The sequence below is a fragment of the Blautia marasmi genome (assembly GCF_900258535.1).
GTDB classification, from domain to species: domain Bacteria; phylum Bacillota; class Clostridia; order Lachnospirales; family Lachnospiraceae; genus Blautia; species Blautia hominis.
This window is the reverse complement of sequence record NZ_OIWX01000001.1, coordinates 4,469,633-4,488,854: the sequence shown is the minus strand read 5'-3', so window position 1 is coordinate 4,488,854 and position 19,222 is coordinate 4,469,633. Positions and strand designations below refer to the sequence as shown.

Here is a 19,222-nt window from a genome sequence, read left to right as displayed (position 1 = left end):
TAACCGCAGGAGTCTTATCATTCGTTCTTATCTGTGCTCAATTACACTGTCAATCAGACCATAAGCCTTTGCCTCTTCTGCGGACATATAATTATCTCTTTCCGTGTCTCTGGCAATGACTTCAAAAGGCTGACCTGTGTTGGCGGCCAGAGTCTCATTCAGTTTCTTCCTGGTCTTCAAGATCATGTCGGCAACAATCTGAATTTCCGTAGCCTGTCCCTTTGCACCGCCGGACGGCTGATGGATCATGATCTCCGCGTTGGGAAGCGCGAATCTCTTTCCTTTTGTACCGCCTGCCAGCAGGAATGCACCCATGCTTGCAGCCATACCGATGCAGATTGTGGACACATCACATTTAATGTAATGCATGGTATCATAAATAGCCCATCCTGCTGTCACAGAACCGCCCGGACTGTTGATATACAGATGAATATCCTTTCCCGGGTCTTCTGATTCTAGGAACAGAAGCTGTGCCACGATCAGGCTTGCTGTTGTGTCATTCACTTCTTCTCCCAGAAAAATGATTCTATCCTTCAACAGCCTGGAGTAGATATCGTAACTTCTCTCTCCTCTGCTGGTCTGTTCAATGACGTATGGTACTAAACTCATGAAACTCCTCCTATTCTGTCACGCGGGCGTAAGAAACGAACTGTCTGTCCGTTACTCTTCTGTCTTCTCCACTACTTCTGTCACTTTTGCAGCGTCAGCTACTAAGGTAACAGCTTCCTGAACAGCGATATCTTTCTTCATCTGCTCTTTCTCGTAGTCGCCCATTAATTCTTTTAATTTGTCGGCTTCCATTTTGTACATTTCAGCCATCTTTGCGATCTCTTCATCTACTTTTTCATCGGTAACCTGGATGTTCTCTACTTCTGCAACTTTCTCCAGTACCAGACGGCTCTGGATCCTCTTCATGGCCTGAGGTCTCATCTGCTCCTGGATCTTAGCATTATCAAGACCTGTAAACTGATAGTACTGGTCAATGGATAATCCCTGAGACTGCAGTCTTCTTACAAAATCATCCACTAACTGACGGATCTGGTTCTGGATCATTGCTTCCGGAATATCCATCTGTGCGTTCTCGATGATCGCATCTACTACTTTATCTTCTTTTTCACGTTTTGCAACGTCTTCTTTGCGCTCTTTCAGCTTCTGCGCAATGTCTTTTTTGTATTCTTCCAGAGTATCAAACTCAGAGACATCTTTTGCAAATTCGTCATCCAGTTCAGGAAGTTCTTTCACTTTGATGGCTTTTACATTGCATTTGAACACTGCTGCTTTTCCAGCCAGGTCACTGGCCTGGTAGTCTTCCGGGAAAGTCACATTGACTTCTTTTTCCTCGCCAATCACAGCGCCCACTAACTGATCTTCAAATCCCGGGATAAAGGAGTTGGAACCGATCGTCAGAGGATAGTCTGTGCCTTTGCCGCCTTCAAATGCCTCTCCGTCCACGAATCCTTCAAAATCAAGAGTGATCATATCGCCGTTTTCAACTGCTCTGTCATCCACGTCGATGGTTCTGGAGTTATTCTCCTGCTCTTTCTTCAGTTCTCCTGCAATTTCTTCTTCTGTCACTTCTGCTTTGGCAACTTCCACTTCTACACCTTTGTAGTCACCCAGGGTCACTTCAGGTTTTACAGCTACTTCTGCTGTGAAGATGAACGGTTTGCCTTTTTCAATCTGTACCACATCAATTTCCGGCTGGGAAACGATATCCAGGCCGCACTCATCTGCTGCCTTCGGATATTCAGACTGGATCAGCGCATTGGCTGCATCTTCATAGAAGATACCTGCTCCATACATTTTTTCAATCATCACACGGGGTGCTTTTCCTTTACGGAATCCCGGGATGGTGATCTTGTTTTTGTTTTTCTGGTAAGCAGCCTGTACTGCTTTTTCAAAATCTTCAGCGGAAGCCTCAATAGTAAGCTTCGCCATGTTCTTCTCTAAGTTTTCTACCTGTACGCTCATTTTAAATGATTCCTCCTTGAATTCTATATGTATTCATGCATTTTGAGTATTCATGCATTCCTGCCCAAAACGGACACTTTATCATACTTACAGTCATTATCACAGTATAGCACAAGGAGTTTAAAAACACCAGCATTTTTTTATGAAACAATGGATTTTTTAATCTGACGGGCTTTCACTTCTCCCTCCAGCTGTGAAATCAGCTCCAGTGCAAAGGGGATCGCTGTTCCCACGCCTCTGCTGGTAGTGATATTTCCGTCTTTTACCACCGGATCCGTAAAGACTATGGCCTCCACACTTTTGCAGTTACTTTCTAAGATGATATATCTCGATTGCTTTATTCATAAGGCATTCGGGCATTTTTTGTTTTATTTTTTTGTCATGTTTTACTGGATATATGTGGATGTATATGATATAATAAGGGTATNTTCCACACTTTTGCAGTTACTTTCTAAGATGATATATCTCGATTGCTTTATTCATAAGGCATTCGGGCATTTTTTGTTTTATTTTTTTGTCATGTTTTACTGGATATATGTGGATGTATATGATATAATAAGGGTATTGGAGGTGTCAATTATGCATTTAAGAAAAACTAAAACATCAAAAGGACGTATCTATCTGGCAATTGTAGATTCCTATTATGACAAACAGCGAAAAATGTCTCGTTCTAAGACTGTTGAATCTTTGGGCTATCTTGATGAATTGGAAAAACTATATGATGATCCTATTGCCCACTTTCAAAAACGTGCTGAAGAATTAAAAATCGAAAAAAATGCGATGCAAGCTCCCATTAACTTTACTTTTTATCCTTCCGATCGTTTGTGCACGGATGATACTTCTCTTCGAAAAAACTTTGGCTATGCTGCTCTAAGTAAGATTTATCATGAACTTGAAATTGATAAGTTCCTTATTAATCGCAGGCGCCATTCAAAAGAGAAGTTTGATGCAAATACTATCATGAAGATGCTTGTATATTCAAGGCTTCTCTTTCCAGCATCAAAGAAAGCTTCTTTTGATAACAGGGAACAGTTCTTCGAAAAAACAGACTATTCTTTAGATGATGTTTATCGCTGTCTTTCCTTCTTTTCAAAACACAAAGAAAGCCTTCAAGTCTGGATGAACGATAAAATCAAAGAGAAATACGGTAGGGACACCAGCCTTATTTATTACGATGTGACGAATTACTATTTCGAATCAGATGACCAGAATGATTTCCTTCGAAAAGGTGTTTCCAAGGAACACCGTCCAAACCCAATCGTACAGATGGGATTATTCATGGATAACAATGGAATTCCTATTACCTACGAACTTTTTGCAGGAAATACCAACGACTGCCTCACCTATCGTCCAAACTTTGGGCGAATCAAAAAAGAGTTTGATCTTGGTCGTGTTATTTCTGTTGCAGATAAAGGAATGACCACTGGTGATAACATTTGGTATACCATTAATACTCCCACAAAAGATGGCTATGTATTCAGCATGTCTGTACGTGGTGCTGATAAAGAAATGAAAAAGTATGTGCTCGACGAAGAGGATTATACCTGGCTGGGCACTGAATATAAAAGAAAGTCACGCAAGCACCCTCGCACGATTCAAGTCACCTCTCAAACCGGACGCAAGCTAAAGAAAACTGTACATGAAAAGCAGGTTGTCTTTTGGAGTGAAAAATATGCGAGACGAGCAAAAGCCGATCGTGCTGCGGCTCTTGCAAAAGCTGCAGACCTTGCAAAAAATCCAGGTGGTTATACCCGAGCAACTTCTTATGGTGCAGCAAAATATGTAAAGAAAATCGATTATGATAAAGATACTGGTGAAATTTTAACCGCATCTTCCATCTTAGAAATTGACGAAGCAAAGCTTCGTGAAGAAGAGGCACTTGATGGTTATTATGTTTTACTTACAAGTGAAATGGATGAAAGTGATGACAAAATCATTGACATGTACCGAGGACTTTGGAAAATCGAAGAATCATTTAAGGTAACTAAAAGCGAAGTAGAAGCCAGACCCGTATATGTATGGACAAGAGAACATATAGAAGCACATTTTCTTACCTGTTTTGTGGCCCTTACCATCGCTCGCATACTTGAAACAAAGTTAGAGCAAAAATACAGCATTGGTAAGCTTCTGGAATCACTCTCTAAAGCAAGCTGTACCCTAATTCAACAGAACTATTACTTGTTTGATTACTACGACAATGTACAGAAAGACATCGGCAAGGTTCTTGATATTGATTTCAGTAAGAGAATCAGAACTCTTGGTGAAATAAAAAAAGTTTTAGCAGCCACAAAAAAGTGAAAATACACCATGAAAATATGACAAAAAGACAAACCCGTTAGTCAGCTTATTTGCTGGGCTAACGGGTATTTTTATACTTAATCATCTGCAAAAGTCAGGGTATAGCACAAGGAGTTTAAAAACACCAGCATTTTTTTATGAAACAATGGATTTTTTAATCTGACGGGCTTTCACTTCTCCCTCCAGCTGTGAAATCAGCTCCAGTGCAAAGGGGATCGCTGTTCCCACGCCTCTGCTGGTAGTGATATTTCCGTCTTTTACCACCGGATCCGTAAAGACTATGGCCTCCTCCAGCTTCTCCTCAAATCCGGGATAGCAGGCAGCCTTTCTGCCTTTTAAAATCCCAAGACCGCCCAGTACGCTGGGAGCTGCACAGATTGCCGCCACCATTTTATCTGATGCAGCAAAGCTCTTTAGCAGGGCTGCAAGCCCCTGATGCTCTCCCAGATGCCGTGTGCCCGGCATACCGCCCGGCAGTACCAGCATATCCACGGTGCTGTAGTCCACATCATCGAAGAAGACATCTGCTTTTATCTCAATCCCATGGGAACCTGTCACACTCAGATTATCGGAGATGGATACCATGAGCACTTCTTCCCCGGCTCTCCTCAAAAGATCCACCACAGTCAGACCTTCCACTTCTTCAAAACCATCTGCGGTAAATACACAAACTTTTGCCATATGAGTCCCTCCCTTACTTTAAATAAAACGAGTATAAAATCCTGCATACCTGCTTATTATACCATAGGATTATCTGATATTTCTAAAACTTCCGTTTCTTTTTTATAAAAATTATGTTATACCTTATAAAGAGGCAGCATTTACTGCTGCATGAATTAAAGGGTGCTCAATAGGCTATATCTTAATAATATGCACCACTCGCTGCCGCATGATTTGCGGGATGCCCAAATAAAGTATACCTTAATAATATGCACCACTCACTGCTGCATGATTTGCGGGGTGCCCAAATAAAGTATACCTTAATAATATGCACCACTCACTGCTGCATGATTTGCGGGGTGCCCAATAGGGTATACCTTAATAATATACACCACTCACTGCTGCATGATTTGTGGGATGCCCAATAAGGTATACCTTAATAATATGCACCACTCGATGCTGTATATCTTACGGGGTGCCCTTCAGAGTGTACCTATCATATAGAAAAAGGAGGTTCTTCACAGCAATGGAAATAGAAAGAAAGTTTCTTATTAAAGAGCTGCCCGCTGATCTGGCAAGCTTCCCCTGTCACAAAATAGAGCAGGCTTATCTGAACACCAACCCGGTTGTCCGCATCCGCAGGCAGGATGACGCTTATTTTCTCACCTACAAAGGGGAGGGACATATGGTGCGGGAGGAGTATAACCTGCCTCTCAACGAAACATCCTATTGTCACCTGAAAGAAAAGGCAGACGGGATCATTCTTACAAAAACCAGATATCTGCTTCCTCTTGAAGGAGGACTTACCATTGAGCTGGATGTATTTGGAGCGCCCTACGAGGGACTCTTTCTGGCGGAGGTGGAATTTCCGGATGTAGAGTCCGCCAATTCCTTTACGCCGCCCCACTGGTTCGGCGAGGATGTAACCTTCTCATCCGGATACCACAACAGCACGCTCTCCGCAGGAAAGGACAGACCGCAGTAATGCAGGCCTGTCCTTTCCTCTGAGTCATTCTTCACCGAGGCTTTTCATGATACTGTGCCAGGTGGCTTCCCGGCGCTTCTCAATCTCCTCCTCTAAAAGTTCGTCTCCTTTTCTGGTTTTCTCCAGTCTTTTCGTATATGCTCTGGGAATCTTATAGAGCAGCTTTCCCCAAAACCGCAGAAACGCATTGCCGCTGTCCAGCAACCACACACTGATTTCAAAAATTCGATCCATGATATGACCTCTTTTGTCTCGGCTAAAGCAGCACATATGCGCTTTTTTGCCTTTTCTTTTATTTTAACAGCAGTTTGCATTTCTTGCAATGAGAAATATTGCTAATCCCTGTCAAGACATTGCCTGTTTTACAGTTCTCTTGTCTTCTTCACACATGCACGGATACATTCTGTCACAGCACTCCTCATGCCCTTCTTTTCCAGAACTCCCACCCCTTCAATCGTAGTTCCCGCAGGTGAACACACCATATCCTTGAGTTCTCCGGGATGCATCCCTGTCTCCAGAACCATTTTGGCACTTCCTAATACAGCCTGTGCCGCAAATTCATATGCCTTTTTCCTTGGCATTCCCTCCGCCACCGCGCCATCGGCCATGGCCTCAATGAACATGAAAACAAATGCCGGAGAACTTCCGCTGACAGCTCCCACCACATCCAGCATGGGTTCTGTCACAACCTCCGCTCTTCCAAAAGAACGGAGCAGCACCAAAGCCTCCTCCAGCTCTTTTTCTTCCACAAGAGCGTTTTTGCAGACACCTGTGATCCCCTCTCCTACCAATGCAGGCGTATTGGGCATGGTACGGATTATCTTCCTGTCCTCCCCGATACGCTCCTCCAGCCAGCTCATAGTCTTACCTGCAGCGATGGAGATGATCACCTTTTCTTTGCCCAGCACATCCTTGATCTCTGCGATCACCTCTTCCAGAAACTGCGGCTTCACAGCCAGAAACACCACATCCGATATCTTCGCAGTCTCCCTGTTATCTGTACTACAGGCAATCCCCAGTTTTTCCTTTATCTTAGCAGCAGATTCCTGCGACTTTGTTGAAGCCGTAATATCCCCCCTGCTTACGATCTCTTTTTCCAAAATACCGCCAATAATAGCAGAAGCCATATTACCGCATCCGATAAATCCAAGTTTCATCTGTAATCCTCCTCGTTATACTTGTCCTGTGACTGTTCAGTCCCTTCGCAGCCTTTTCCTATTCATTATCCTCCGTTCCCCTTATTTTTTCAAGAGTGATACAAATATTTTTTCAATACACTGCATACTTTTAAACATAATGCATGTTAAATCCCCGGAGGTCTGTTTATGCAGCAATCTTATAAGGTTTTTACGGTAATTGGCATTCTATTCACGATCCTGCTTGGTTCCCTATCCCACTTTTTTTATGAATGGTCCGGCAATTTTTTTCTGGTAGGGTTATTCAGTCCTGTTAATGAGAGCGTGTGGGAACACCTGAAACTGCTCTTCTTCCCGGCTCTCCTCTTCATGCTGTTGGAACAGCGCCTTCTGTCTTACCGCTGCCCTGACCTTCTCTGCAAAAACCTGACAGGACTGTACGCCGGGCTTCTCTCCATGCCTCTTTTCTTCTACAGTTACACTCGATTCACCAAAAAAAGCTATCTGTGGGTCGATATCGCAATTTTCATACTCAGTGTTCTCATCACATACCTGCTCTCCTACGCCCTCCGAAAAACGAAACTCCCTGACCCCCTATGCCGCCTCAATCAGGCAGCCCTCTATATCCTTTTGGCCGTCTTCACCGTCATTTCCATCTTTTTTATGATATAAGTCTCTGTTTTATCTGCCAGATCACTTGCCGTTTGCAGAAACCGGGAAGTGGATGGGAGGACACTCACGCCCTGGCCTCCCATCCACTTCCGTCCGCCGCCCTTCCCCCAAAAAGCTCACTTTCCCCCTATACATTTTTTCCTTCTTGTATTATGATAATATTATTCTGACAAAGGAGACAAAACCATGACCAACGAAATATTTTCTGTGTATCATTGCAAATCCTGCAATAAAATAGAAGTGACACAGTACATATCTCCCCAGCAGATGGAGGAATTCGGTCTGACCGCTGAGGAGCTTCTTCCCATCTGTCCTGTCACCGGAAACTCCGACCTGGAAGAACTGGGACAGATGACAGAAAAAGAGCTGCGTCACTTTGCCTACAGCGATGTAGATGGCGTAAAAGCATATCTGAACAACAGAGAAAAGAAAATCCCCAGGCTTTAAATTCCGGAATCTTTTTTCTGTCTTCACAGTTACGGACAACTATCCCGGCAGAACTCCCTTTAGTGTTGGGATTTTCCTTGGCTGCAGAGAGGGGCCGCACGCATGAATACCATGCGGCGGCCCCTCTTTTTTTATCTAACACTCATGACCCAGTTTTCGGGAACTCATTAGCTTCCAGGTTTTATATTTCTTAACTCTATGGACAATATGCCGGGTATTTCCGCATTTCATACACTGTCCTAAAAATTCGTATACCAGCACATCCTCTTGCTTCAGCTTCAGACCATATGTCTCATTCAGGCATGATCTGCAGTATCCCAGTGCATGTATTCTCTCATTTCTTGTCATATTCACTCCCGCTCCCTGTATTTTAATAATATCTTAATGAATCTAATATTTCTTTTTATAATATCAGATACAATACGATATTTCAAGACATATCACGTATCAAAAACGACATTTCGGGACATAGTATCATGTACAATGTCATATAATAGGTGGTGAAAAATATGCACAGTGAGAATACTTTTGAAGAAAACAGCTATGAAGATTTGTTTTATAACCGTCTGACGCAGCTTAGGTCAGCGAAGAAGGTTTCTGCAAGAGATATGAGTCTTTCCATTGGACAAAATCCGGGTTATATTAATGGACTGGAAAACAAAAAAGGGCTTCCCTCCATGACAGTATTTTTTTATATCTGTGATTACCTGAATGTCACACCGAAAGAATTTTTTGACGAAAGTATTATTTGTCCTGAACAATTCAAGAATCTTTGTCAGGACATGAAAGAGCTGAGACACGATGACCTTCAGCTTTTATGGACTTTAACAAAACGTCTTCAAAAATAAGACCGCAAAAAGTGCCGCGAGCCGCAGTTATTTTACAATACTGCAGCCCGCGGCACTCTTTTCATTTTTCTTTCTGTACTGATTCGGTGACATGGATGTCATTCTACGGAAAGCCTGGGAGAAATAAGACTGGGAGGAGTATCCTACCATACCTGATATTTTTGTAACAGGATAATTGGTTGTCTCCAGAAGATGCATGGCCTCTGACAGCCGTTTCTCCGCAAGATAACTGATGGGAGATATACCCTTGTAGGCTTTGAAAGCATGTACCAGATAGTATTTGTTGATATGGGCCGTAAGGCTTAGTGTTTCCAGGGTGATCTCCTCCGCATAGTGCTCATTGATATACTGTTCCACAACCCGGCATTCCCTGGTTGCCTTATTGGGAGGTGCAGCCAGGATATTCTGGCGGGTATGTCTGGTAATATACAGAAGCAGCAGTTCCAAAAGCTTCTGGCAGACTGCCCCGCTGTCCTGTTCACCAATACGTGCCTCCCTTACCATCTGTGTCAGGCAATCCCCTATTTCCTTACGGCTCTGCCCCAGAAAGTGGACACTGTAATCATAAGGTCCACTGTCCTCCCGGGAATGGAACTGCAGTCCTTCAATGCCCAGGGCAATGTATTCCCAGGGGCTTTTTTTATTTCCCAGCTCTGTATGTGAGACGCCGGGGTTTACTAAAACCAGGTCATTTTCCCGCACAGGAACTCTTTCATTGTCAATGATAAAACAGCCCTCCCCTTTTGTGATAAAGAAGAGTTCCGCAAAATAATGGGAATGTTCCATGCTGTGCCAGTCCTTATCCGACCTGGCGCAGGTTACATACAAAAGCTGGACAGGCAATGACGCCGGAGGCGTCTCCATGGAATATCGCTGATTGCTCATATATCCTTCCTCCTGTTTTCTTTTCTATCCTCATTATAAATTTTTTCATCTGTGGGGACAAGTCAGTTTTTAAACAAATCCGCATCGGAACCTGTGGCAAGCCTTTTTCATATTGTATTTTATGGTAACTATTCAGCAGCCAGGCAAAAACCCTATCCCCAAAGGCGATTCTGCGTGGATTTTTGCTTGTACCTGTGAAGATACTGAACAGTTACATTATATGTTTCAAAACGTAGTACCAAAACAGGAGGGAACTATGAAAAAGATTTTATCCGTTTTACTCGCCGTGGCACTCTGTACTTCCATGTGCCTTACAGGCTGCCAAAAGTCAGATAAAAGTGAGAAAAATCCCAAAGATTCCAAGACGGAAAAAGAACTGGTGGATGTAAAATTAAATGAAGTTGCCCATTCCATTTTCTATGCACCTCAGTATGTGGCAATTGAAGAAGGGTACTTTACAAAAGAAGGGATCCGCTTAGAATGTGTGACCGGCTTTGGCGCAGACAAGACTATGACCGCCGTCCTCTCCGGCGATGCGGACATCGGCTTTATGGGCGCAGAGGCTTCCGTGTATGCTTACCAGGAAGGTGCCAATGACGCTGTTGTCAACTTTGCACAGCTTACACAGCGGGCAGGAAATTTCCTGGTAGCCAGAAAAGAGATGCCTGATTTCAAATGGAGCGATCTGAAAGGCAAAGATATTCTGGGCGGTCGGGCAGGTGTCTGCCTGCATATAATGTAAATTTCATATCATCCTCTCATCTTGTCTGCATCCGATCATTTTTCCCTGCTGTAGATCACAGAAGCTGATAGCCAAAACACACACCGCCTCCGCCGGATTTTTTCACCTGATACATAGACATATCTGCCTTGCGGAGAAGTTCCTCGGCTGTACACCCGTCTTCCGGAAAACATGCCACACCGATACTGGTATTACAGTGGATACTTCCTGCTTTTAGTATCCAGGGCTTCCTGAAACGGGCAAGAATAAAACGGGTGAGATTCTGTATATTCTCCTTTGTGATGGACTCACCCCCGATAATGGCCACAAATTCATCTCCGCCATTGCGGTAGATGCTGTCCTTCAACAGAGGTATACCCGAGAAAAATTTACCCAGCGCGATCAAAAGTTCATCGCCGGCATCGTGGCCAAAATTATCGTTAACATTTTTAAAACCGTCAATATCAAAGAACAGCAGATAGCCTTTCTCCGTATCGCTGGCCAGATCAATGCGTTTCTTGCAGTCGTTTACCAGCATCCTGCGGTTGGGAAGATTTGTCAGGGAATCATAGTTTGCCATGTATTGGATCAGTGCTTCTTTCTCTTTGTTGTCGGTGATATCCGCACTGCTCACTACATGGGCCAGTCGGCCATCCACCCACTGGAAAGCCGCACTGAACACACGGAACCACGATCCGTCGAAGGGGCGCTGGTAATCCCAGGTGTATACCCTGGTAGGCTCTCCCTGGTCATCGATCAAATATTTTTCCGGACAAAAATCACAGGGGCCATTCTGCCCGGGAAAAAGGACTTCCCAGCATTTCCTTCCGAGGAACTGTCCCTGTCCCCCGTAAGGTTCCGCCATTGATCTATTTACATACAGGATATCATGCGTGTAAAAGTCATTGACGTAAATATCAATCCCTGTATTGTCCAGTATGTTTTCCAGTGAAGCCTGCGACCGGGAGAGCATGTACCGATACATCCTCACGCCTATATACCTGACCAGCATTGGGAGCATAACAGACAATGTCTCTTGGACAGCTTCCGTGCGTTTTTCTTCCGAAGCTGTGTCAAAGAAAACGATCAGACCATAGATACAAAAGCTTTCATCTGTTATGGGCGCTATTACCAGTGAGGAGGCCACGAACATGGTGAGCAGTTTTGTTTCACAAAGCGTATTATGTTCATTGCGGGTGATATAAGAAACTGTTTTTTTAGTCAAATAACTGCACTGCTCCGTGGTCAGTTCTTTCACGGAAAATCTCTGGCGGAGAGCCGTTTGATTTAAAGTAACGTTTTCCATCAGATTAAAATGTTCAGAATTATCTGCCTCATATACGGCGCCGTATGTAAAAGAAAAGCTGTCACAAATCAGCTTCAAAGACTTGCTGACAGCCTCCGTGTCAAATTGGTTTCCTGCCAGGAGGACGGCTATATCCGAGAGAAGCATTTCGTATGAACCCTGCATCATCTTCCACTCCTTGTTCATATTATATAGTTTCATTTTACCATAATATGCAAAAAAAGTCGAACAATAATACTGCTGGCTGTTAACGCTGTGTCTCCCAGGCTCCTCCAAGCCAATCAGACTGAACTTTGAAGCCTGCGGCATAAGGGCAGATCAGCGTCAAACGAAGGCTGAAAAAAGACAGCATCCAAAAGGACACTGTCTCATATGTTAATCTCTACTCCTTTGGGAAGGAGGTCATCCATCTTGGGATGCCTTACATTACGCCCCTCCTTCACTACCATCTTCACGATCTTTGCTTCTCAGCCTTTTTCGTTCCAATTTTTCCATATATCAGGACAATAACCAATTGTTGCCAGCTTTCCATTCCGGACAATTGGTGTTTTCAATACCTTTTGATTTTCCAAGACCTTTTCGTCTTTCTCCTCGTCTGCGATATATTTTATCAATGCCAGAGCATCTTTGTCTTTACATTTTTTATCCAGCATGGCATCCAGACCGCCTACTGACTGCTTTACACTATTGTATTCTCCCTTGCTCATTCCTTTTACTTTCATATCTATAAACTGATATTTTATATTCCGCTCTTTGAAATAACGTATCGCTTTCTTAGTGTCAAAACATTTGCCCGTTCCGAAAATCTGTATATTCATTCCTGCACTCCTGACTTATATCTATTCTAATGGATAAACTATACCATATATCCGTAAAAAAAGCCATCTCCTCTGCAGCCGCAAACTGACACTGGGCCAAGCAGGAATTACTCCTTTGTTTCTTCTGATGTTTCCTCTTCACCGGCATCCACTGTCACTTCCCCGATATGGAAAATCTGCGCAGATTCAGGTGTGATCAGCTCTATCTCTTTCTTTTCGTCTAATTTCAGGTCTCTCACATAATAATTCTTGATCTCAGGCGGTATTTTTCCAAAATCTATCTCGATTGGTTCGAGAAGATTCGCCGGGTCTGCTTTGTAATGCACCTCTGTAAGCTCCTGACTTACAAACCCCTGTACTATATCCTCATTTGTAAAATGAATCTGTACCGACGTGGAAACCTTCTCGCCTGCCACGAGTGCCTGAAAGTCAAGGGCCTGTATCTGCTTTTTCAAGGGATCATACGCAATATTTTTTGTAATGGCACTGATCTTCTTTCCACCGATCTCCAATATAACCTGTGACCCTTCTTTGTTCCCTCTGATGAACTGCAGAGCTTCTTTCTCGGGATACTGAAGTGCAATGGTCTCTTTCATCCCCCTGCCGGACAGAGTACCTGTGGCGTACCCCTCACGTCTTAAGCGTTTTGCTTTTATTTCCGGGTTTCTTTTTTCTGCTTGTAATGTGGTCATGATCCAATACCTCCTATAAATTGCAGCGTCAATGCGTCCGGTGCACGGCAGTCACTTTCCGCTTTTTCAAACTATGAAAAAAAGAAGCCCCTCACTACGTGTAACGTGTAGTTAGGAGCTTTCTATATGGAAGTTCTGTATGCACTATATATATTATAACATGCCTGTCAACTCCTCCCTTTACGTCCGCCCTCATAGCGGACTAAGAAAAGTCGGTTTTAAAACACAGGAAATGCTGATCCGGAAATAAAGTAGGATGACCAAAGGTGCACACATTTTACGTTTTTACATATTTTACTCATAAGATGATCAAGTAAGAAGGTATCATTTTGAAGAAGCCAACCCACTACCTCTGGAAATCTGATTTTCAGACTCAGACCGATTATTTAAACACGAAAAGGAAATACACAGATCTGGGGTTTCGGGTCGTTACCTATCAAGACAGCCAGAAAGAGAATGATATCCATAAAGGATTAAAGGAATTGATCAAAAACCACTATGCTAACAAGACAAACTGACCTTTGCTCAAAGCAGGTATGTCCGGTAAGCACATCGTAATAAGATTTTTGGGAGGGTTCATTATGAATGCTGGGTATGTCAGACTGTCAAGGGATGACGACAGGCGTAACTACATTTCAATAGAAAATCAGAAACTTATTATTAAACAGTATGCAGCTTCTCAAAATACCGTAATTGACCGTTGGTACGAGGATGATGGCGTTTCCGGTTACAAATTTGACCGTCCTGGCTTTCAGCAGCTCATGGAAGATTTAGATAAGGATATTGATACTGTGTTTGTCAAAGATTTCTCTCGGCTTGGCCGCCATAATGCAAAAGTGCTCTTACTTTTGGATGAATTTCAAGAACGCGGAAAACGCTTGGTTGTCATTGACGATAATTATGATTCCTTATCACCTGATGATGATGTGATTGGTATTAAGACTTGGTACAATGAAAAATATGTAAAAGATACCAGCAAGAAGATTCGGCGTGTCCTCGGTGCCCGTCAAAAAGAGGGAACGCTTCTGACACATGTCCCTTTTGGGTATAAAAGAAATACTAAGGATAAGAGTATCATAGAAATTGTACCGGAAGAGGCCAGACAGATCAAGAGGATATATGAGCTTTATATCCAGGGCTGCGGCTATCGCAAAATTGCAGCATACCTAACGAAACAGCATATCCCTACACCATCAGCAATTCGCCATGAACGGGAACTTGCAGAAGGCAGACTGAGCAAAAGAAAGGTTGCTGCAGAATGGTCTGATAATACGGTAAAAGAAATTCTGGACAATGATTTTTATATTGGAACTTACCGCTTACATAAAAGGGCAAGAGCAACCGTACACGGTAAAGACAGGCGGGTACCAAAAGAGGAACAAAATATTTTTGAGAATCATCATCCTGCTGTCATTGATAAGTTTACATTTGAACTTGTACAGGAAATGAAAGAAAAGCGTGTAAAGACAAATTATCATGGAAACCACGGGCAGTGGGCAGAGACAAACATCCCGAATCCATTCGGAAGCTGCCTGTTTTGTAAAGACTGTAAAAAACGTTTAACACCTATTGTCCGTAAGACCACCTGCGGAGTGCGCAAATATTATATCTGCAGCACCTACAATACAAAGGGGAAACGATATTGCCCCAAGGCGCACTTAACGGAAGAAAATGACTTAATGGATGATGTAATGAACTATATCCGCCTATGCCGAAATACCTTATCTGAAAGGATAGCTGCATATGATCTGAAGGATTTTGAATCCGGTGAAAAAACTATAGAAGAAAAATGTCAGGAAATCCGGGAATCCATTGAGATTCAAAAAAAGCAGTTAAAATCTCTGCTTACCCAAAAAGTAAAGGACTTAGCAGAAAATGCTGACAGCTATGACCTGATCCATGAAAGCTATCATGATTTACAGAATGACTTTTTAACCCGTATCCACGCTCTGGAACTGCATCTTAACACCTTGCAGGATACCCGTCTGAAAACACCGGATGCCAAACAAAACTTACCGACAGCCCTCGATGTTGTAGATGAAATCATTAAAAGCGGAACATTAGATAGGAAAGATATGGAGCTTCTGATCGAAAGAATTGAAGTAGATGAAAACGGTTTGCCTGAAATTGAGCTAAAATATGGTCTTTCGGGCTTAATCCCTTATAGCCCTTCAGAAGAATTAAACAGATCAGAAAAGGAAATAATGCTGGCTGCCATGAAACTCATTTCTGAAAATGATCGTAATTTTACCTCTGCTAATTATCTCTCAGAAAAACTGACTGCCATTGGATATCAATTTTCCAAACAATCCGTTTTGCCATATATTCATCTGATGATAGACAGAGGACTGATAGAACCGGCGGAAAATCCGCGGAAACCTTATGCTGTCATTAAAACAAAAGAGGAGATAGAAAAAATAATAGGGGATTTTCAAGAAAATGTGATGCCTTATCCCGATTGCACTTCTCATTTACATGGTAATGAGACGAACAGGTGGTATGCCGGAAATGGTATTTGAGTATATCCTGAAACAAAACGGACTTGACCCGCAGAAGGATATGAATATTGACCAGAGTATTGATTTCGGTTCCACTGCTGCTGCTTTTTCTGGTGGTCAGGGTGACTTTACTGTTGAATTTATATGATTACTACACCTTTAAATTATTACCATTATTTACCAGTAGTAAAATGACCACTTCAGATATTAAACTTAATGGGGAGGTGAAAACATGGAAAATGAAAAGAATAAGAATAGGGAATTCGACCTGGATTTTGAAGCTAATCCTGAATTTGAAGTAGATCCGGAATACATTGAATGGATATGCCAGCGTATGCTGGAGGAAGAAGACTAAATGTCGAAAAACGTCTGCGACTACATATTGCAACTATACCTATTATATAGTAAGCTTAAATTGTAACCAGAGGTATGGATAGCCTCTGATTCGACTTGTTGGCCGGTGCTGTAATGGTGCCGGCCTTTTTGTGTCTCTTGACAACTGTCTCCCGTCCTTTTAGAATAGTTTTTAAAAGGTGAATTAAGTAATGAAGGGGAATGAATATTGAAAAACAAGAAAAGTGACGACCGTAATTCTAATAATGATAGCCTAGCAATTGGACTATGTTTAGGAATGCTATTTGGGCTCTTATTGGATAATTTAGCACTTGGCTTAGTGGCCGGAGTGGCAATTGGGTGTACATACAATTTTAAAAATAAAGGAAAGAAATAAATTCCAGTCCTAAATTGTCAAATAGCCGATATCTCAAATCATATCTACATTGTATAATGGTAGTAGGAGGTATTATCATGCAATTATTAATAAAACACCAGATAGCAGACAAATTGGTCTTACCGCTGAGTTATCATCACATACTACAGGCAATAATCTATAAGAATCTTAATCCTTCCTATGGATATAGCAGCTACTTACACAATCATGGATATACATATGGAGAACGTAGTTTTAAGCTGTTTACTTTCAGCTTGCTGCAGGGGAAATACGAAGTACAACAAAAGAACATTATTTTCCGCCAGGAGGTTTCATTTGAGGTCCGTAGCCCTGATTTGTTCATGATTAAAATACTGGCAGATAATATTATGAAGAATGGTATATATTATGGGTCACAACACTTCAGTGAAGTTGATGTCTATCTTTCAGACACCACTGTGGAATCTGAAAATATCCATATTAAAATGCGGTCTCCTATCTCTGTATACTCTACAGTCCCCGGAACAAAGGAAACCTACTTTTACTCACCGGATGATGAAGAGTTTCCACAGATGGTCAGTGATAATTTTATCCGAAAATATATGGCCTGCTATGGGGTTCCGCCCCAAAATGGCATATGGTTAAAGCCTGCCAAGGTAAATAGCAAAAATAAATATGTTACCAAATACAAAAATTTTTATATCAGTGGGTGGATGGGAGAATATTATCTGAATGGAGAAAGAAAATATCTGGACTTCCTGTATCAGACGGGCCTGGGAGGCAAAAACTCTCAGGGATTTGGGATGTTTGATATAATCTAAAAAGTCGGTCAGGGTAAAAGGAATTTTCGGTCAAGTGTAAAAAGCCAGTAAAAGCAAGGGTTTGAGCAATCTGTCAACTTTGACATCGACCGACTATTTGATTGAAAAAGGTTGAAAAACCATTAAAAGATAGTATAATGAAGAGAAAGAATGTTTTAAAACCTGTTGTTATACCGTACCTATGAGGAATTGAAACGAAGAATATCTTCTGCATTTTCTTCATGTTTATAGATGTTATACCGTACCTATGAGGAATTGAAACTCTTCCAGTCCTTCACAGCCAAAAAACTCTTTATGCTTTTGTTATACCGTACCTATGAGGAACAAGCCCCGGCTCATCACCGGGGCTACGTTATTATCAGATGCCTATAATGTCTCTCCACATAGCAGGTCCGCAGCACCCGTCATTACGTCCATTGGTGCCAACTTCTATGCCTTGCTTGCGGCGCTGTGTCTGGTAAGCGTTAATAGCAGTCACCGTCTGCCCTCTGGAATCTCCGTCCAGGTTGCCCTTGTAGATTCCCATGCCTTTCAGTATCCTCTGCAGGAGTAGGGCACTGGCTCCCTGGCTTCCATTCATTACGTTTTCCGGTTTGAACATATATCTTCCCTCCTTCACATTCTCTGCTGTCGGTTTCCCGGCTATCTCTCCGGCCAAATCCCTGTAACAATAATTCATGTCCACTCGGCCGCTGACCCCTGGGACGCTGCCGGAACTGCTATACTGCCAGATATCCACGTTGGGGACGTCCGGGGCCTTGCTGCTGTACTTGGCAACCCACTTAGTATACTTGTCCAGAGCACTGCCAATGACTGTCTTGTACCAGTTTTCATTGGCATAGATGCCGCACCAGTATCCCGCCTCCTCAATGATATCCGCAAATATCTTGGCGCCTCTCACTGCATGAGGCCGTGTATCCGGGCTGGCCTGCTCCTCCAGGTCAAGATATACCGGATAGGACAACTTATAGCCCTTAATCAGCCGGAGCACATGAGTGGCCTCACTGCGGCTCTTCTTGTCTGTGTTGGCGTATGAGTACAGATACACCCCAAAGGGAATGCCAAGGCGTGTACACTCGTCAGCGTTGTATTTCCACCACTTGTCATCCTGGGAAGCCATATCCATCCCATAGCCGCAGCGGATGATTGCTCCGTCTATGTGGTTCTTGGCTTCTGCCCAGTTAATTTTCTGATTGTGCTCACTTACATCAATTATTCTTAACTGCATAACACTCCTTTCTGCCAGCGTTGCGCCGGCGCAAAAAGAGAGCGATTTTACTCGCCCTCTGATTTATCGTCCATATTCCCGGCCTGCTCATCTCCCTTGGACTCCACGGCCACTTTAAAGTGCTGCACAACCGTCAGCAAAAATCCCGGCATAGGTATTTCCATTCTGGTCAGATTTTCCAGGATTGATATCAGCTCATTAATAATGAGCCATACAGCCACCAACAGCCCGAAAAATGTCGCAAGAGGGATATGTACTCCCATACTCTCTGCTGTGGTCAGGATGAGCCAGTCCATCAGCATCCCGACGCCAACCACAACGATATACAGGAGCTTCTTGACGATTCCCCACATGCCTACCCGGCTGGAGATATTATTTTCCTTCTTACTGGCTAACATCCCGGTTATGTAGTCCACGATCATAACCCCGGTAAGGGCCAGGAGCATAGGCCCCAGGATTCCCAGTTTGGCTGAGATAGCAGCCACTGTTCCAGATAATATTGCTTTGATCACATTGTATTTGTCCAT

22 protein-coding genes and 3 pseudogenes are annotated in these 19,222 nt (G+C 43.0%); 12 read left to right on the top strand and 13 right to left on the bottom strand.

What is annotated here, in order from left to right:
• Window positions 1–27 precede the first annotated feature (27 nt).
• The 3 genes from clpP to C6P39_RS19570 all read right to left on the bottom strand — a co-directional run bounded on the left by clpP (window position 28) and on the right by C6P39_RS19570 (window position 2,267).
• Window positions 28–609 (bottom strand): ATP-dependent Clp endopeptidase proteolytic subunit ClpP, encoded by a 582-nt coding sequence (clpP, locus tag C6P39_RS19580; RefSeq protein WP_065542433.1) that lies wholly within the window; start codon window positions 607–609, stop codon window positions 28–30.
• 51 nt (window positions 610–660) lie between these two features.
• The gene (tig, locus tag C6P39_RS19575; protein ID WP_104804918.1) at window positions 661–1,971 is read right to left on the bottom strand and encodes a trigger factor; all 1,311 of its coding nucleotides are present in this window, start codon (window positions 1,969–1,971) and stop codon (window positions 661–663) included.
• A 140-nt stretch (window positions 1,972–2,111) separates the two neighbouring features.
• Window positions 2,112–2,267, bottom strand: coding sequence for a type 1 glutamine amidotransferase family protein (locus C6P39_RS19570; RefSeq protein WP_330407098.1), 156 nt, complete (start codon window positions 2,265–2,267; stop codon window positions 2,112–2,114).
• A 283-nt stretch (window positions 2,268–2,550) separates the two neighbouring features.
• Here C6P39_RS19570 and C6P39_RS19565 point away from each other — a divergent pair.
• Window positions 2,551–4,282 (top strand): annotated as a pseudogene (locus tag C6P39_RS19565) (IS1634 family transposase).
• Window positions 4,283–4,404: 122 nt separating this feature from the next.
• Here the strand turns inward: C6P39_RS19565 and C6P39_RS19560 are convergent.
• Window positions 4,405–4,950 carry a DJ-1 family glyoxalase III gene (locus tag C6P39_RS19560; protein ID WP_104804917.1) on the bottom strand — a complete coding sequence of 182 codons (546 nt, stop codon included), beginning with the start codon at window positions 4,948–4,950 and terminating at the stop codon, window positions 4,405–4,407.
• A gap of 505 nt (window positions 4,951–5,455) precedes the next feature.
• On the opposite strand from C6P39_RS19560, the gene C6P39_RS19555 reads away from it, so the two are divergent.
• Complete coding sequence (locus C6P39_RS19555; protein ID WP_104804916.1) at window positions 5,456–5,914, top strand: CYTH domain-containing protein; 459 nt, start codon at window positions 5,456–5,458, stop codon at window positions 5,912–5,914.
• 24 nt (window positions 5,915–5,938) lie between these two features.
• Here C6P39_RS19555 and C6P39_RS19550 read toward each other — a convergent pair whose 3' ends face one another.
• Both C6P39_RS19550 and proC read right to left on the bottom strand, forming a co-directional pair.
• Entirely contained in the window at window positions 5,939–6,148 is a 210-nt protein-coding gene (locus tag C6P39_RS19550) for a hypothetical protein (protein ID WP_095170526.1), read from the bottom strand.
• Window positions 6,149–6,276: 128 nt separating this feature from the next.
• Window positions 6,277–7,071 (bottom strand): pyrroline-5-carboxylate reductase, encoded by a 795-nt coding sequence (proC, locus tag C6P39_RS19545; RefSeq protein ID WP_095170528.1) that lies wholly within the window; start codon window positions 7,069–7,071, stop codon window positions 6,277–6,279.
• 168 nt (window positions 7,072–7,239) lie between these two features.
• Here proC and C6P39_RS19540 point away from each other — a divergent pair, with 168 nt between their 5' ends.
• Window positions 7,240–7,722 carry a DUF6512 family protein gene (locus C6P39_RS19540; RefSeq protein ID WP_104804915.1) on the top strand — a complete coding sequence of 161 codons (483 nt, stop codon included), beginning with the start codon at window positions 7,240–7,242 and terminating at the stop codon, window positions 7,720–7,722.
• 186 nt (window positions 7,723–7,908) lie between these two features.
• Window positions 7,909–8,169, top strand: coding sequence for a toxin PIN (locus C6P39_RS19535; RefSeq protein ID WP_095170532.1), 261 nt, complete (start codon window positions 7,909–7,911; stop codon window positions 8,167–8,169).
• Window positions 8,170–8,304: 135 nt separating this feature from the next.
• Here C6P39_RS19535 and C6P39_RS19530 read toward each other — a convergent pair whose 3' ends face one another.
• Entirely contained in the window at window positions 8,305–8,517 is a 213-nt protein-coding gene (locus tag C6P39_RS19530) for a hypothetical protein (protein ID WP_095170534.1), read from the bottom strand.
• 161 nt (window positions 8,518–8,678) lie between these two features.
• Between C6P39_RS19530 and C6P39_RS19525 the strand changes: the two genes are divergently transcribed.
• Entirely contained in the window at window positions 8,679–9,017 is a 339-nt protein-coding gene (locus C6P39_RS19525; protein ID WP_065542442.1) for a helix-turn-helix domain-containing protein, read from the top strand.
• Window positions 9,018–9,044: 27 nt separating this feature from the next.
• On the opposite strand, the gene C6P39_RS19520 is transcribed toward C6P39_RS19525, so the two are convergent.
• Complete coding sequence (locus C6P39_RS19520; protein ID WP_095170536.1) at window positions 9,045–9,902, bottom strand: helix-turn-helix domain-containing protein; 858 nt, start codon at window positions 9,900–9,902, stop codon at window positions 9,045–9,047.
• A gap of 256 nt (window positions 9,903–10,158) precedes the next feature.
• Here C6P39_RS19520 and C6P39_RS19515 point away from each other — a divergent pair.
• Window positions 10,159–10,623: pseudogene (locus C6P39_RS19515) on the top strand (ABC transporter substrate-binding protein); the annotation flags it as partial.
• A gap of 76 nt (window positions 10,624–10,699) precedes the next feature.
• Here C6P39_RS19515 and C6P39_RS19510 read toward each other — a convergent pair.
• From C6P39_RS19510 to C6P39_RS19500, 3 genes are all read right to left on the bottom strand, one after another.
• Window positions 10,700–12,097: a sensor domain-containing diguanylate cyclase gene (locus C6P39_RS19510; RefSeq protein WP_104804914.1), complete on the bottom strand. Its 1,398-nt coding sequence runs from the start codon at window positions 12,095–12,097 to the stop codon at window positions 10,700–10,702.
• A 299-nt stretch (window positions 12,098–12,396) separates the two neighbouring features.
• Window positions 12,397–12,747, bottom strand: a complete 351-nt coding sequence (locus tag C6P39_RS19505) for an arsenate reductase family protein (RefSeq protein ID WP_095170543.1) — start codon at window positions 12,745–12,747, stop codon at window positions 12,397–12,399.
• A gap of 107 nt (window positions 12,748–12,854) precedes the next feature.
• A complete protein-coding gene (locus C6P39_RS19500; protein ID WP_095170545.1) occupies window positions 12,855–13,439 on the bottom strand; it encodes a 50S ribosomal protein L25/general stress protein Ctc in 585 nt (194 codons plus the stop codon).
• Between the two features lie 329 nt (window positions 13,440–13,768).
• Between C6P39_RS19500 and C6P39_RS19495 the strand changes: the two genes are divergently transcribed.
• From C6P39_RS19495 to cas6, 6 genes and pseudogenes are all read left to right on the top strand, one after another.
• Window positions 13,769–13,957 (top strand): hypothetical protein, encoded by a 189-nt coding sequence (locus C6P39_RS19495; RefSeq protein ID WP_242987085.1) that lies wholly within the window; start codon window positions 13,769–13,771, stop codon window positions 13,955–13,957.
• A 63-nt stretch (window positions 13,958–14,020) separates the two neighbouring features.
• The gene (locus C6P39_RS19490; protein WP_104804912.1) at window positions 14,021–15,958 is read left to right on the top strand and encodes a recombinase family protein; all 1,938 of its coding nucleotides are present in this window, start codon (window positions 14,021–14,023) and stop codon (window positions 15,956–15,958) included.
• Window positions 15,927–16,079: pseudogene (locus C6P39_RS27570) on the top strand (ABC transporter substrate-binding protein); the annotation flags it as partial. The gene C6P39_RS19490 and the pseudogene C6P39_RS27570, both read left to right, overlap by 32 nt.
• A 90-nt stretch (window positions 16,080–16,169) precedes the next feature.
• Window positions 16,170–16,292, top strand: a complete 123-nt coding sequence (locus C6P39_RS28200) for a hypothetical protein (protein WP_278277980.1) — start codon at window positions 16,170–16,172, stop codon at window positions 16,290–16,292.
• A gap of 207 nt (window positions 16,293–16,499) precedes the next feature.
• Window positions 16,500–16,667: a hypothetical protein gene (locus C6P39_RS27565; RefSeq protein ID WP_158661641.1), complete on the top strand. Its 168-nt coding sequence runs from the start codon at window positions 16,500–16,502 to the stop codon at window positions 16,665–16,667.
• A gap of 56 nt (window positions 16,668–16,723) precedes the next feature.
• Window positions 16,724–17,467, top strand: coding sequence for a CRISPR-associated endoribonuclease Cas6 (cas6, locus tag C6P39_RS19485; RefSeq protein ID WP_104804911.1), 744 nt, complete (start codon window positions 16,724–16,726; stop codon window positions 17,465–17,467).
• Between the two features lie 358 nt (window positions 17,468–17,825).
• On the opposite strand, the gene C6P39_RS19480 is transcribed toward cas6, so the two are convergent.
• Entirely contained in the window at window positions 17,826–18,695 is an 870-nt protein-coding gene (locus C6P39_RS19480) for a GH25 family lysozyme (protein ID WP_104804910.1), read from the bottom strand.
• A 47-nt stretch (window positions 18,696–18,742) separates the two neighbouring features.
• Window positions 18,743–19,222 (bottom strand): phage holin family protein, encoded by a 480-nt coding sequence (locus C6P39_RS19475; protein WP_104804909.1) that lies wholly within the window; start codon window positions 19,220–19,222, stop codon window positions 18,743–18,745.